Below are 13,798 nucleotides of genomic sequence, written 5' to 3' on the forward strand. Positions count from 1 at the left end.
TTCGAGCCGCCCGAACGCGACCATGCCCCCATTTCGTCATTTCATCGCCATCACTTTGTTCAGCCTTTTGCTGGGAAACTCCCTGGCATTCGCCGCTGCGCCGCCATCCTATGACGACGTACAAAGCCAGCTGTCCTCACTGGCCGACAGCAAGCTGCCTGAAGCTGAACAAACCCAGCTAAAGCAAACCCTTGAGAAAACCCTCAGCCTGCTGCGCCTCAAAGCGCAAAGCGAGAAAAGCCTTGAGGATCTCAACAAGCAACTGGACGCAGCGCCCCGCTTGATCGGTGAGGCCCAGCGAGAGCTGGCACGTCTCAAGGCGAGCCAGCCGACACCGGTTGCCGAGCGTTATGGCAACAGAAAGGTGTCGGAACTTGAGCAAATGCTCAGCGACCGCAACAACCAGCTCAGCGATTGGCAAAAACAGATCATTGACGCCAACAGCCTGATCATCACCGCCCAGACACGCCCCGAACGAGCACAGGCGGAAATCAGCAGCAACCAGACCCGCACCCGCGAAATCAGTGAAGCACTCAAGGCCGGCAAGCTGGCCGGCTCGCCACTGACCAGCGAAACCCGTGACCAGCTCAACGCCGAACTGGCTCAATTGAATGCACAGACCCTGCTGCGCCGCCAGGAGCTGAGCGGCAACAGCCTGTTGCAAGACCTGGGCACCAGCCAACGTGCACTGCTGGATGAACGCATCAAGCGTCTTGAGCAGGAACTGATCAATCTCCAGCAACTGATCAACCAAAAACGACGCGAACAGTCCGAGATGACTGTTGCCGAGCAAGCCCAAAGCGCCGAAAAACTGGGCAACAGCGGGCTGTTGAGCCGCGAAAGTGCGCTGAACGTCAAATACTCTGACTATTTGCTCAAGGCCACCAATCGCCTCAACCAGATCACCCAGAAAAACCTGCAGACCAAACAGCAACTGGACGCCCTGAACCAAAGCGATCAAGCACTGGATCAGCAGATCAGCGTGCTGCAGGGCAGTATTTTATTGTCGAAGATTCTCTACCAGCAAAAGCAGGCCCTGCCGCAGCTGGATATCGACAAAGACTTGTCCAATGATATAGCCGACATTCGCCTCTACCAGTTTGAGCTCAACCAACAACGCGAGCTGGTGAGCAATCCCGAAACCTATATCGACAACCTGCTGCAAGCCCAGCCTGAAGACGAGGTGAGCCCGCAACTGCGCAAGGCCCTGCAGAATATCCTCGAAAGCCGCCGCGAATTGCTCGACCGGGTAAGTACCGAACTGGGTGCGCTACTCAATGAATCAATTACCCTGCAGCTCACCCAAAAGCAGCTGCAGAGCACTGCCAAGGCGCTGAGTGAAACACTCGACGAGCAGATGTTCTGGATCCCCAGCAATAAACCACTCAACCTGGAGTGGTTTAAAAGCGTCCCGGCCAAGCTCCAGCGCCAAATGGCCAACATGCCTTGGCTATCAAGCACCCGGGACTTCGGCGCCGGGTTGATAGGCGCACCCCTGCTGTTCTTGCCATTGCTGCTCCTGATTACCTTGCTGTTATGGCAACGTAATGCAATTACTCGCAAGCTGTCAGCCATTCACCTGGATATCGGCCACTACAAAAACGACAACCAGTTGCATACGCCGATGGCGATCTTGCTGAATATCCTGCTGGCATTACCAGGCGGATTATTCCTGACGCTCTGCGGCTTCGCGCTGCAAATAGATGCCCGTGGACAGAACGCCAGCCTCAGCTCAGCGTTCTTCAGCATGGCGCAAGCCTGGATGGTGCTGTACACCTGCTACCGAATTTTATCGCCCAGCGGTGTCGCTGAGCTGCATTTTCGCTGGTCACGCCCCCATGTCGCCTACTTGCGCCGCTACGTTCGGTATCTGGGCCTGATCGTTCTGACCCTGGTCGCCGTGGTAACCATTGCCGGGCATCAACCCGCAGAGCTGGCCGACGACGTACTGGGCATAGCCACGTCCGTCACCTGCTATGCACTGATGGCCTGGCTGCTCAGTCGCGTGCTGTTGACCGGCCCTACCCGTGAAAACAGCTCCCTGTTCCGAACGGTCATGGCGGTTGCGATCTGCCTCTTGCCACTGGCACTGATCGTGATGGTCGCCATGGGCTACTTCTACACCGCGATCAAGCTCACCGACCGTTTACTCTTTACCCTCGGCCTGATGATGATCGGCTTGATCGTCGAGGCGACCTTTGTTCGCGGCCTTTCGGTTGCGGCGCGCCGCCTCGCCTACCAGCGTGCCATCGCCAAACGCCAAGCGGCTCAGGCTGCCGAAGGGTCCGACACTGGCGAGGCGGTGATCGAAGAACCGACCCTGGATATCGATCAGGTTAACCAGCAGTCGCTGAGATTAGTGCGCCTGGCCTTGCTGGGCGTGTTTATCAGCCTGCTCTGGTTGATCTGGGCCGACCTGATCTCGGTGTTTTCCTACCTCGATAACGTCACGCTGTACGAATATGTCAGTGGTACCGGAGCGATGGCCAGCATGGTGCCCATCAGCCTCAGTGACGTGCTCGGCGCATTGGTGATCGTCGGTATTACCATTGCCCTGGGGCGCAACCTGCCCGGTCTGCTTGAAGTATTGGTGCTGTCGCGCATGAAGCTCGCCCAGGGCAGCTCATACGCAACCACAACCCTGTTGTCCTACGCCATCGTCGCCATAGGTACTGTGACAACCCTCTCGACCCTGGGTGTGAGCTGGGACAAGTTGCAATGGCTGGTTGCAGCGTTGTCTGTAGGCCTGGGTTTTGGCTTGCAGGAGATTTTCGCCAACTTTATTTCCGGCCTGATCATCCTGTTCGAGCGTCCGGTACGCATCGGCGATGTCGTGACCATAGGCAACCTCTCCGGCACGGTGAGCAAAATCCGCATTCGGGCAACCACCATTACCGATTTTGATCGTAAAGAAATCATTGTGCCGAACAAGACCTTCGTCACCGACCAGTTGGTCAACTGGTCGCTCAACGACACCATTACCCGCATCACCATCATGATCGGCCTGGCCTATGAGTCCGACCTTGAGCTGGCGCGCAAGCTGATGATGCAGGCGGCCATGGAAAACCCGCGCGTATTGCGTGACCCCGAGCCGCTGCTGTTTTTCCTGACGATTGGCGCAAGCACCTTCAATTATGAATTGCGGGTGCACGTGCGTGATCTCGGTGACCGCAACGCCGCGACCGACGAGCTACTGACCCGCATTGCCATGAGCTTCCGCGAAAACAACATCGAGATGGCCTTCAACCAGCTGGATGTGATGGTCAAGAACCTCAACGGCGCCGAGCTGAACCTGAAGACCACCAGCCCGATCGTGGTGCAAAACAGCCCCCAGGCCGAACCGGAGGTAGAGTCTGAATCGGAAGATAAGACTCAGGTGACTCTGGCCAAGCCGACACCGCCTGCGGTCGACCCGAACTAAGCATCGCGTTATTGTAGTGCTTCAATTCGACGGCTGAGCTAACCCCTCAGCCGTCTTTGCTTGGCCGGAGTAGCGCCTTGAAACAACTCAGCGAACTGACTTTTGACAACCGCTTTGCACGCCTGGGGGATGCATTCTCAACCCATGTGCTGCCCGAGCCGATTGCCGAGCCACGCTTGGTCGTTACCAGCCAGGCGGCCATGGAACTGCTCGACCTGGACCCGGAAGAGGCCAACACCGAGGTTTTCGCGCAGATATTCGCCGGCCACAAGCTATGGAGTGATGCCGAGCCACGGGCAATGGTCTACTCCGGCCATCAGTTTGGCGGCTACACCCCACGCCTGGGTGATGGCCGTGGCCTACTGCTCGGCGAAGTGGTCAATCAAGCTGGCGAGCACTGGGACCTGCACCTCAAGGGCGCCGGTGCCACACCCTACTCGCGCATGGGCGATGGCCGTGCCGTACTGCGCAGCTCAATCCGCGAATTTCTTGCCAGCGAACACCTGCATGCGCTGGGTATCGCCAGCTCACGCGCACTCTGCGTGACGGGCTCAAGCACGCCCGTCTGGCGCGAAAAACAAGAAACCGCCGCCATGGTCCTGCGCCTTGCCCAGAGCCACATTCGCTTCGGCCACTTCGAGTACTTCTATTACACCCAGCAACATAAGTTGCTGGAGCAACTGGCTGAGCATGTGCTGCACAACCACTTCGAGGCCTGCTTGCAAGAGCAGGCCCCCTACTCGGCGATGTTCCGCCAGATCGTTGAGCGCACGGCTGAAATGATTGCCTACTGGCAAGCCTATGGCTTTTGCCACGGCGTAATGAACACCGACAACATGTCGATCCTGGGCATCACCTTCGACTACGGCCCCTACGCCTTTCTCGACGACTTTGATGCCAAGCACATCTGTAATCACTCCGACGATACCGGCCGCTATAGCTTTAGCAATCAAGTGCCTATCGCACAGTGGAACCTTGCGGCACTCGGCCAGGCGTTAACACCACTGGCTGGTGTCGATGAACTACGCGCCAGTCTTGAACTATTTCTACCGCTGTATCAAAGCCACTATCTGGATCTGATGCGTCGTCGTTTGGGCTTTACCAGCGCCAAGGACGACGACCAAGCCCTGGTCCAGGAGCTTCTGCAATTGATGCAGAACAGCGCCATTGACTACAGCCTGTTCTTCCGCGAGTTGGGTGAAAGTGAACCACAGGCAGCCCTGGCACGCTTGCGCGATGACTTTACTGATTTAGCCGGGTTCGATGCCTGGAGCCAGCGATATATGGATCGCGATCCATTACAGGGCCAATCACAACAACAGCGGCGCGAACGCATGCATGGGGTCAATCCCAAGTTCATCCTGCGCAATTATCTGGCCCAGCAAGCCATCGAGGCTGCGGAAAAAGGCGACTACAGTGTCGTGCGCGAGTTGCACCAAGTGCTCAGCCACCCCTTTGCCGAGCAACCGGGTAAAGAACGTTTCGCCCAGCGCCCGCCAGATTGGGGCAAGCACCTGGAGATCAGCTGCTCGTCTTGAACCAATGCGCCAGCCTACTCGCCAAGCAGCCAGTCGAGGCCCATCTCGACATGCAGCTCGGTACTGTCGAGCATCTCCAGCGTGGCCTGGCTGCCGTCAAGCAACAAACCGATCTCAGTGCAGCCCAGTATTGCGACCTCGGCGCCACGCTCACGCAATTGCGCCATGCATTTGAGGTAGTAGTCACGCGAGGCGGTCTCGAAGCGTCCCTGGCACAACTCGGCAAAAATCACCCGATCCACTTCTTCCACCTGGTCTTCAAGCGGGATCAGCACTTCGATAGCAAAACGCTCAGCCAGGCGTTGACGATAAAAATCCTCAAGCATGGTAAAGCGCGTCCCGAGCAAGGCAGCACGCTTGATGCCACGCTGTTGCAGGGCTTGCCCCACAGCATCGCCTATATGCAACAGCGGGATATCCACAGCCGCCTCAATCGCGGGTGCAACCTTGTGCATGGTGTTGGTAGCAAGTAGCAAGGCAGTTGCGCCGGCGCCCTCCAAACGCTGGGCGATTTCAGCCAGAACCTGGCCCGCCGCATCCCAGTCGCCCTGCTGTTGCAGCGCTGCAATCTGCGCAAAATCAACCGAGTGAAGCAGCAGTGGCGCCGAATGCAGGCCGCCCAGGCGCTGGCGCACACCTTGATTAAGCAAACGGTAATAACTGCTGGTCGACTCCCAGCTCATCCCTCCCAAAATACCCAGCTGACGCATTGCCTGCTCCTTATTAACTCAACTTGTAGGTGCCCTGCCGCCAGTGAACCAAGGCAGCGATCAGCAACTCGAAGCGCTGCAGGCTTACAGACTGCTTGCCGCTCTGCTCCCTACATTGCCCCGGATAATCGTTTTATCAGGAGCTTCGAGCCTACCGTGCATCAAGCGCAGCGCACAGTAACAGTGCTGAATGCGCTTAGCGGTACAGCTTATCTGTTAAACCGAAAAGGCATATAAACCTTCTCAAACATTCTTAGACTCTCTAAGCAAACCCAACTATCTTGGCGACCTAGCGCAATCGGCAACATAACGCTTGATGCCTCACACGAGATTCAACGCTTAAAGGACACCCATGTTCGGGGACTCACTACCACTGTTATTTGTTGGCGCACTGCTTATATGGGTGCTGGTTGCCTTCATCAGGGAAAAGTGGAGCCCGGATATCGTTGCCGCGATTGCGGTGGCCGCGCTATTGGTCACGCAGCTACTGACCCCGGCAGAAGTACTCAGCGTGCTATCCAACTCGGCCCCTGTGACTATTGCCTGCATGTTCGTGCTCTCGGCAGCACTTGAACGCACCGGATGCATCGACGCACTGGGCAACTGGCTTGGTAATCTGGTCGGCACCAACCCGGTTCGCGTGCTGACCGGATTGACAGTCACTGCGCTGGTTATCTCGGCCTGCCTGAACAACACGCCAGTCGTTGCGATTCTGACGCCGGTTGCCATATCACTGGCGCGCCGTGCCGGGACCATGCCCTCCAAGCTGCTTATCCCGCTGTCATACGCCACCATTCTTGGCGGCACGCTGACCATGATTGGGACCTCGACCAATATCCTGGTTGACGGCGTTGCCCGTAAAGCTGGCCTGGCCCCCTTTGGCATCTTCGAGATAACCGGCGCGGGCCTGATCCTGGCGACGGCGGGCATGGTTTACTTGCTGCTGGTTGGCCGCCACCTGCTACCCAATCGCGACACACTATCGCGACAGTTGCGCCCAGATCTCGACCGCACCTTCATGACCGAACTGCTGGTGCCCCATGACTCGCCAGTGATAGGCAAAACCCTGAGCGAAGCCAATCTCAATGGCGGCAGCGGCCTGCAAGTGCTCAAACTGTTTCGAGCCGACCAGGAGTTCACCGAGCCCGCGCACGATACCCTGCTCGCCAACGGCGATCGCCTGGTGCTGCACGGCCAGGTCAAAAATGTGGTCGAACTGCGCGAGAGCGGGCATTTGTCGTTCAATCGCACCGACGCCTTTGAAACCATCAGCAGCCATGATGTGATCCTTGCCGAAGCCATAGTCGGCCGCAACTCACGCTACAGCCACCGGCCAATGCGCGACCTCGACCTGACCGCACGTTACGGTATCGCCGTGCTTGCCGTGCATCGCCAGGATGAAAATGTACAAGGCAACCTGGACGACTTCGAACTGCAATTTGGCGATGTGATGCTGGTCGAAGGCACCCCAGCGCAGATCAAGCGCTTCGCTGACAACGGCGAACTGATCAGCCTCAACGCCGTGCAAGAACGCGCATTCCGCCGTGACAAAGCGCCGATAGCCATCATTGCCACACTGGCCGTGATGATCCTGGCAGCCTTCGGCGTAATGCCAATTGAAGGGCTGGCCATCATCGGTGCGGTCACCGTTCTGGCCACCCGCTGCCTGGATGTCGAGGACGCCTACAAAGCGGTCGACTGGAAAATTCTCAGCCTGATTTTCGGCATGCTGGCCATCAGCATCGCCATGGACAAAGTCGGGCTGGTCAAGATACTGGTCGAGAACATGATGAGCTGGCTGCCATGGGCGGGTCCACTGCTCATGCTTTCAATGCTCTACCTGTTCACCTCGATACTGACCGAGATGCTCTCGAATAATGCGGTCGCCGTATTGGTGACGCCTATTGCAATCGGCTTGGCGCAACATCTTGGTGTCGACCCGCGCGGCTTTGTGGTCGCGGTCATGTTCGCCGCCAGCGCCAGCTTCGCCACGCCGATCGGCTACCAGACCAACACCTTTGTCTATAACGCCGGGGGTTATCGCTTTACCGATTTCATGAAAGTCGGTATTCCGCTCAACCTATTGCTCTGGGTGGTGGCAACCCTGGTCATTCCGCTGTTCTGGCCATTGGTTCCAGTCTAATGACCTGCACCTTGAAAAGGCCCAACGCAGACCGCAGATAGCAGCCATAGCCCTGGAGTTAATCATGTCCGAACCATTGCTTATTCCCTGCCCCAGCTGCAATGCACTGAATCGCATTCCAAGCCAGCGCATGGCAGACAAGCCAAGCTGTGGCCGCTGCAAGCAAGCAGTGCTGAGACACACGCCAATTGAACTGACCCAGGCCAACTTTGCCAGCCAGACCAAAGGCGACCTGCCATTGCTGGTCGATGTGTGGGCCAGTTGGTGCGGTCCATGCCAGGCATTTGCCCCCACGTTCAACCAGGCTGCCGCACAACTGCAAGGGCAGTACCGCTTGGGCAAACTCGACAGCGAGGCCCATCAGCAGCTAGCGGGACAATTGGGTATCCGCTCCATTCCGAGCTTGATCCTGTTTCGCCAGGGTAAAGAAGTCGCTCGCCAGGCCGGAGCAATGGCACTGCCGCAACTGATGGCCTGGCTGCAAAGCCACTAAGGAACCACTGAAAAAGACTGTGTGAGCGAGCACTGCGGTCAAGCCCAACGACAGATTTGGTCAATTGCACGCAGGCAGCCAGAGGTTAGGCTTGGGAAACCTCTGAAATGCTGCTTTTCAGCAGCTTGTTCGTGCAACCAAGGGTCTACCTATGTCACTGCCGTTTGAAATAGCCCGCCAACTGACCGAAGAGCAAATTGCCTTTGTAAAGCGCAGCGGCCTCAAAGCCCTGGTCCTCGAGCCTGGTTTTATCCGGCTGTGCATGCCCATGGCAGGCAATGAAAACCATATCGGCAGCATGTACGCCGGCGCGCTGTTCACCCTTGCGGAAATCCCCGGTGGCGCGCTATTTCTCACGAGCTTTGATGTAAAGCGCTTCTATCCAATCGTCAAAGAAATGAACCTGCGCTTTCGACGCCCGGCCAAAGGTGATATCACTGTCGAGGCCCGTTTAAGTTCAAGCGAAATACAACAGCTGCAAGATGAAGCCCAACGCCAGGGAAAAGCCGAGTACCGGCTGGAACTCCAGCTAAAGGACTCAAGCGGGGAAGTGGTCGCCGAAAGTTGTGGTCATTACCAGTTACGCATGCACTGACACATGACCTTGCTAAAGCTCGCAAGACCAGCTAATTGATGGGTAACAATAAAGGAATCTCTGGAAAACGACTGCGCTTGATAGTACTGGGGTAGCCCGTGCAGGGGCAGGCCATGCTGCGATAAATACGGCTCACAATCCTTGGGCTGGCTGAACTTCAGTTCGGCAGTCATTGGTCGTTGCGCCTCGTTCTATCTTCGTTCGTTACCTTTTCCAGAGAGTCCAAGGCGTGTCGACCGGAGAAATCTTTAATGACTGCACATATTCTCATTGCCCACGATTTAAGAGAAACCGCCGATCTCGCTTTGAGTAGGGCCGCTCAACTGGCCACGCAACATAACGCCCGGCTTACCGTCCTGCACGTCCTTGATCCCGCACAAAGCAAGCAGCAACATGAAGCGGCCAAGCGCGCCCTGGATCACAGCCTGAGTACACTCGCTCCGAAAACGGCGGCGCTGCGCATACTCAGCGGCAAGCCCTCGGAAATAGTCTTGCAGCAAATCAACGAACTTGGCTGCGATCTACTGGTTCTCGGTGCCCACCACTCGCGCCATGATTATTTTTCCGGCACCAGCCTCGACCGCATAGCCCGGCGCAGCAATGTCCCAATGCTGATTGTGGCGCGTAATGATTTCAAGCCTTACAAGCGCGCGCTGGCCGCCATCGACTTCTCGGTTTGTGCCTGCTGTGCCCTCAGCAAAGCCTATGACCTGCTGCCCGACTCGGCAGAGCTGCATGCCCTGCATGTGTTCGAGCCAGACAAGGGCAACGCCAAACAAAACGAGCTGCAACTGCAGACCCAGAGCGCATTGATCGATCAGTTAATGGAAGACGAAGCGCTCAAACTGCCACCAAATGGCCCAAAACTGAGCCATTCGGTGCAACAAGGAGGCATATTGAGAGCGCTGCAGGAACAGCTCAATAGCCGCCGAACAGAGCTGATGGTACTTGGCAGCCATGGACGCAGTGCGTTATCCCAAGCGCTGCTTGGTAGCCTTGCCCAGCATTTTCTGCATAAGGCACCCTGCGATATTTTTGTCGTGCGTTAGGCCTTTCCTAGCCATAAAAAAGCGCCTTCGAGGCGCTTTTGTTTAGCCGTCAACTTAACCAGCGCTCTCAAGCAAATCGTGCAACTCGATAAACTGCTGAGTCAGCTTGTGCCGGGGTTCAAGGTAGACCAGCGGCATGCAGGCTTGATGCGACTCGCGCATTTTCACCGAACTCATCAGGTTAATGGGGAGCACGGGCAGCCCCTCGGCAATCAATTCATCAAGCAATTGTTGGGGCAAGGTCGCGCGCGGCTGGAACTGATTGACCACGATGCCCTCGACTTCCAGGCCCTCGTTGTGATCTTCCTTCAGCTCTTCAATCTCCTGCAACAAGCCATAAAGGGCATTACGGGAAAAGCTGTCGCAATCAAACGGAATAAGCACGCGATCCGCCGCGATAAGTGCCGAAACCGTATAGAAATTCAAGGCCGGCGGAGTGTCGAGGTAGATCCGTTCGTAATCTTCGGACAGGTCCTCGAGCAGCTTTCGCAGCTTGTTGATCTTGTGCTTGGCCTCAAGCTTGGGCTGCAGGTCCGCAAGCTCAGCCGTGGCGGTGATTACATGCAGGTTGTCATATGGAGTTTCATAGATATCGACCTTACCTTTCTTGGCGAAAGGTCCCCCCGACAATGTTTGATTGAAGAACTCCGAGATACCCAATGGGATCTCTTCGCCAGTCAAACCCGTTAGGTAATGGGTCGAGTTGGCTTGCGAGTCAAGGTCAATCAGCAGTGTCCGATAGCCTTGCGAAGCGCTCACAGCCGCCAAATTGCAGGCAATGCTGGATTTACCGACACCACCCTTCTGGTTAAAGACCACACGCCGCATGTTAATTGCTCCCAATCCCTGAATAATCGTGAACACTAGCAAAAGTACATGACAAGGCTGATGTAACCTAGCACTTCAGCCTGCTGGCACAAAAGCACTAGTTTAGATATTAGTCAGCAAAATGTGAGGACTGGACTGATCACGGCCAAGAAAACCGTAACAAAGAATCAGCAAGGAATACTTAACGAATGCCACGCAGGCGCGTTCGTCGCGGGCGTTGCACTCAAGGGCAAACTCGCGAAGATCAAGTAAGTGGCGGCGCCAAGTTGCTGCGCGGCCAGGCCGCGCAGCAATACAGCTTATTGGTGGTACTGCGCCGACAACTCGTGCACAGCTTCCAGAAAGGCGCCTGCGTGGGCAGGGTCGACTTCCGGAGTGATGCCATGACCAAGGTTGAAAACATGGCCTGTGCCGCTGCCGTAGCTGGCGAGAATACGTGCGACCTCTTTACGGATCGCGTCAGGTTTGGCGTACAGCACGGTCGGGTCCATGTTGCCCTGTAGCGCAACCTGATGGCCCACACGATTGCGCGCCTCGCCAAGATCGCAACTCCAGTCCAGGCCCAGCGCATCAGCACCAGTTGCAGCCATAGACTCCAGCCACAGGCCACCGTTCTTGGTGAACAGGATGACCGGGATCTTGCGCCCTTCATGCTCACGAATCAGACCGCTGACGATCTTGCGCATATAGGCCAGCGAAAATTCCTGATAGGCCGCAGATGACAGGTTGCCGCCCCAGGTATCAAAGATCTGCACCGCCTGGGCACCCGCCAGAATCTGCCCGTTGAGGTAAGCCGTGACGGACTGCGCCAGCTTATCCAGCAAGCTGTGCATGGCCTGCGGGTTGTCATACAGCATGGCCTTGGACTTGCGGAAATCCTTCGAGGAGCCGCCTTCAACCATATAGGTGGCCAAGGTCCAGGGGCTGCCCGAGAAGCCAATCAACGGCACGCGACCATTAAGCTCGCGGCGGATGGTACGCACGGCATCCATCACATAACCCAGGTCTTTCTCCGGATCAGTTACCTGCAAGGCATCGACATCGGCGGCGCAGCTGATGACTTTCTTGAAGCGCGGGCCTTCGCCGGTTTCAAAGTACAGGCCCTGGCCCATCGCGTGCGGGATGGTCAGGATGTCAGAGAACAGGATGGCGGCGTCCAGCTGTGGATAACGATCCAGCGGCTGCAAGGTGACTTCGCAGGCGAACTCGGGGTTCATCATCAAGCTCATGAAATCACCGGCCTTGGCCCGGCTTGCCCGGTATTCGGGCAAGTAGCGGCCAGCCTGGCGCATCATCCACACAGGGGTGACATCCACAGGCTGCTTGAGCAGGGCGCGCAGGAAACGGTCGTTTTTCAAGGCAGTCATGTTCAGAGTTCTCGGTAATTCATCAAATTCATTAGCTTTCACAGCCTGCGCGGGGACATTCACAACAGCCCGCAATCGCCAGCAAGAGAAAAAAGTGCGGGTATTTTCGCAGACCGCAATGCAAAAGGCACGGCGAGTGCCGTGCCTTTTGTCAATCGTGACGATTTGCCGCGTCTGGCCGGGCCTGCAATGACCTGATCAGACGCCCAGATAGTCGAGAATGCCTTCTGCGGCGTTGCGACCTTCGAAGATCGCCGTCACCACCAGGTCGGAACCGCGAACCATATCGCCACCGGCGAAGATCTTCGGGTTGCTGGTCTGGTGCTTGAAGGTGCTCTGCTCTGGCGCAACCACACGGCCCTGGCTGTCGGTTTCGATTTCAAACTGAGCAAACCAAGGCGCCGGGCTTGGACGGAAGCCGAATGCGATCAACACCGACTCAGCCGGGATGATTTCTTCCGAACCCGGAATAGGCTCTGGGCTACGACGGCCACGGGCGTCTGGCTCGCCAAGGCGGGTTTCAACCACCTTGACGCCCTCGACCTTGTCTTCACCGACAATGGCGATTGGCTGGCGGTTGAAGAGGAACTTGACCCCTTCTTCCTTGGCGTTCTTCACTTCCTTGCGCGAGCCCGGCATGTTCTCTTCGTCACGGCGGTAGGCACAGGTCACGGACTTGGCGCCCTGGCGGATCGAGGTACGGTTACAGTCCATGGCCGTGTCACCACCGCCAAGCACGACAATGCGCTTGCCCTTCATGTCGATAAAGTCTTCAGGCGACTTTTCGAAACCGAGGTTGCGATTGACGTTGGCAACCAGGAAGTCCAGCGCATCGTGCACACCCGGCAAGTCTTCGCCCGGGAAACCACCTTTCATGTAGGTGTAGGTGCCCATGCCCATGAACACAGCATCGTACTCGGCGAGTAGCTGTTCCATGCTGATGTCTTTACCGATCTCGGTATTGAGGCGGAACTCGATACCCATGCCAGTGAAGACTTCGCGGCGATGGCTGAGCACGGTCTTTTCCAGCTTGAACTCTGGGATACCAAAGGTCAGCAGCCCGCCAATTTCCGGATTCTTGTCAAATACCACCGGGGTCACGCCGCTGCGTACCAAAACGTCGGCGCAACCCAGGCCAGCAGGGCCGGCACCAATCACGGCAACTCGCTTGCCAGTCGGCTTGACACCGGACATATCCGGGCGCCAGCCCATGGCGAAAGCGGTGTCAGTGATGTACTTCTCGACCGAGCCAATGGTCACCGCGCCGAAACCATCGTTAAGGGTGCAAGCCCCTTCGCAAAGACGGTCTTGCGGGCACACACGGCCGCAAACTTCCGGCAGGGTGTTGGTTTGGTGGGACAGTTCGGCAGCGGCCAGGATGTTGCCTTCGGAAACCAGCTTCAACCAGTTGGGGATGAAGTTGTGCACCGGGCACTTCCACTCGCAATAGGGGTTGCCGCAGCCCAGGCAACGGTGCGCCTGATCAGCAGCAACAGCCGGCTTGAAGCTGTCATAGATTTCGACAAACTCTTTTTTGCGTTGACGCAACAGCTTCTTCTTTGGGTCTTTACGCCCAACTTCGATGAACTGGAAGTCGTTATTCAGACGTTCAGTCATTTCAAAACCTCTCAACAGCATGCGCTCGTTTTGAAGC

At 56.8% G+C, this 13,798-nt stretch carries 10 protein-coding genes; 6 read left to right on the forward strand and 4 right to left on the reverse strand.

The features are described from left to right. Window positions 1–22 precede the first annotated feature (22 nt). A complete protein-coding gene (gene mscK / locus CHB79_RS10720) occupies window positions 23–3,421 on the forward strand; it encodes a mechanosensitive channel MscK (RefSeq protein ID WP_089359845.1) in 3,399 nt (1,132 codons plus the stop codon). A 77-nt stretch (window positions 3,422–3,498) separates the two neighbouring features. Continuing rightward, window positions 3,499–4,959, forward strand: a complete 1,461-nt coding sequence (selO, locus tag CHB79_RS10725) for a protein adenylyltransferase SelO (RefSeq protein ID WP_089359846.1) — start codon at window positions 3,499–3,501, stop codon at window positions 4,957–4,959. 14 nt (window positions 4,960–4,973) lie between these two features. Here the strand turns inward: selO and CHB79_RS10730 are convergent, their stop codons facing one another. Next, entirely contained in the window at window positions 4,974–5,669 is a 696-nt protein-coding gene (locus CHB79_RS10730) for an aspartate/glutamate racemase family protein (protein ID WP_089359847.1), read from the reverse strand. Between the two features lie 352 nt (window positions 5,670–6,021). Here CHB79_RS10730 and CHB79_RS10735 point away from each other — a divergent pair, with 352 nt between their 5' ends. The 4 genes from CHB79_RS10735 (at window position 6,022) to CHB79_RS10750 (ending at window position 9,949) form a co-directional block, all read left to right on the forward strand. Then, window positions 6,022–7,812 carry an SLC13 family permease gene (locus CHB79_RS10735; protein WP_089359848.1) on the forward strand — a complete coding sequence of 597 codons (1,791 nt, stop codon included), beginning with the start codon at window positions 6,022–6,024 and terminating at the stop codon, window positions 7,810–7,812. 64 nt (window positions 7,813–7,876) lie between these two features. Continuing rightward, window positions 7,877–8,305, forward strand: a complete 429-nt coding sequence (gene trxC / locus CHB79_RS10740; protein WP_089359849.1) for a thioredoxin TrxC — start codon at window positions 7,877–7,879, stop codon at window positions 8,303–8,305. Between the two features lie 151 nt (window positions 8,306–8,456). Then, entirely contained in the window at window positions 8,457–8,900 is a 444-nt protein-coding gene (locus CHB79_RS10745) for a YiiD C-terminal domain-containing protein (protein ID WP_089359850.1), read from the forward strand. 251 nt (window positions 8,901–9,151) lie between these two features. Then, window positions 9,152–9,949 carry a universal stress protein gene (locus CHB79_RS10750; RefSeq protein WP_089359851.1) on the forward strand — a complete coding sequence of 266 codons (798 nt, stop codon included), beginning with the start codon at window positions 9,152–9,154 and terminating at the stop codon, window positions 9,947–9,949. 54 nt (window positions 9,950–10,003) lie between these two features. On the opposite strand, the gene CHB79_RS10755 is transcribed toward CHB79_RS10750, so the two are convergent. The 3 genes from CHB79_RS10755 to CHB79_RS10765 all read right to left on the reverse strand — a co-directional run bounded on the left by CHB79_RS10755 (window position 10,004) and on the right by CHB79_RS10765 (window position 13,761). Further along, window positions 10,004–10,777 carry a ParA family protein gene (locus CHB79_RS10755; protein ID WP_089359852.1) on the reverse strand — a complete coding sequence of 258 codons (774 nt, stop codon included), beginning with the start codon at window positions 10,775–10,777 and terminating at the stop codon, window positions 10,004–10,006. 299 nt (window positions 10,778–11,076) lie between these two features. Next, complete coding sequence (hemE, locus tag CHB79_RS10760; RefSeq protein WP_089359853.1) at window positions 11,077–12,144, reverse strand: uroporphyrinogen decarboxylase; 1,068 nt, start codon at window positions 12,142–12,144, stop codon at window positions 11,077–11,079. Between the two features lie 198 nt (window positions 12,145–12,342). After that, the gene (locus CHB79_RS10765; protein WP_089359979.1) at window positions 12,343–13,761 is read right to left on the reverse strand and encodes an FAD-dependent oxidoreductase; all 1,419 of its coding nucleotides are present in this window, start codon (window positions 13,759–13,761) and stop codon (window positions 12,343–12,345) included. Between the last annotated feature and the right edge of the window lie 37 nt (window positions 13,762–13,798).

Origin of the sequence: Pseudomonas segetis (assembly GCF_900188155.1) — a bacterium.
Taxonomy (GTDB): domain Bacteria; phylum Pseudomonadota; class Gammaproteobacteria; order Pseudomonadales; family Pseudomonadaceae; genus Aquipseudomonas; species Aquipseudomonas segetis.

Bases quoted from the DNA above. Each gene is read 5' to 3' on its own strand.
- CHB79_RS10735 (WP_089359848.1), top strand. From the start codon at position 6,022: ATGTTCGGGGACTCACTACCACTGTTATTTGTTGGCGCACTGCTTATA.
- CHB79_RS10765 (WP_089359979.1), bottom strand. From the start codon at position 13,761: ATGACTGAACGTCTGAATAACGACTTCCAGTTCATCGAAGTTGGGCGT.
- trxC (WP_089359849.1), top strand. From the start codon at position 7,877: ATGTCCGAACCATTGCTTATTCCCTGCCCCAGCTGCAATGCACTGAAT.
- CHB79_RS10730 (WP_089359847.1), bottom strand. From the start codon at position 5,669: ATGCGTCAGCTGGGTATTTTGGGAGGGATGAGCTGGGAGTCGACCAGC.
- CHB79_RS10750 (WP_089359851.1), top strand. From the start codon at position 9,152: ATGACTGCACATATTCTCATTGCCCACGATTTAAGAGAAACCGCCGAT.
- hemE (WP_089359853.1), bottom strand. From the start codon at position 12,144: ATGACTGCCTTGAAAAACGACCGTTTCCTGCGCGCCCTGCTCAAGCAG.
- CHB79_RS10745 (WP_089359850.1), top strand. From the start codon at position 8,457: ATGTCACTGCCGTTTGAAATAGCCCGCCAACTGACCGAAGAGCAAATT.
- mscK (WP_089359845.1), top strand. From the start codon at position 23: ATGCCCCCATTTCGTCATTTCATCGCCATCACTTTGTTCAGCCTTTTG.
- CHB79_RS10755 (WP_089359852.1), bottom strand. From the start codon at position 10,777: ATGCGGCGTGTGGTCTTTAACCAGAAGGGTGGTGTCGGTAAATCCAGC.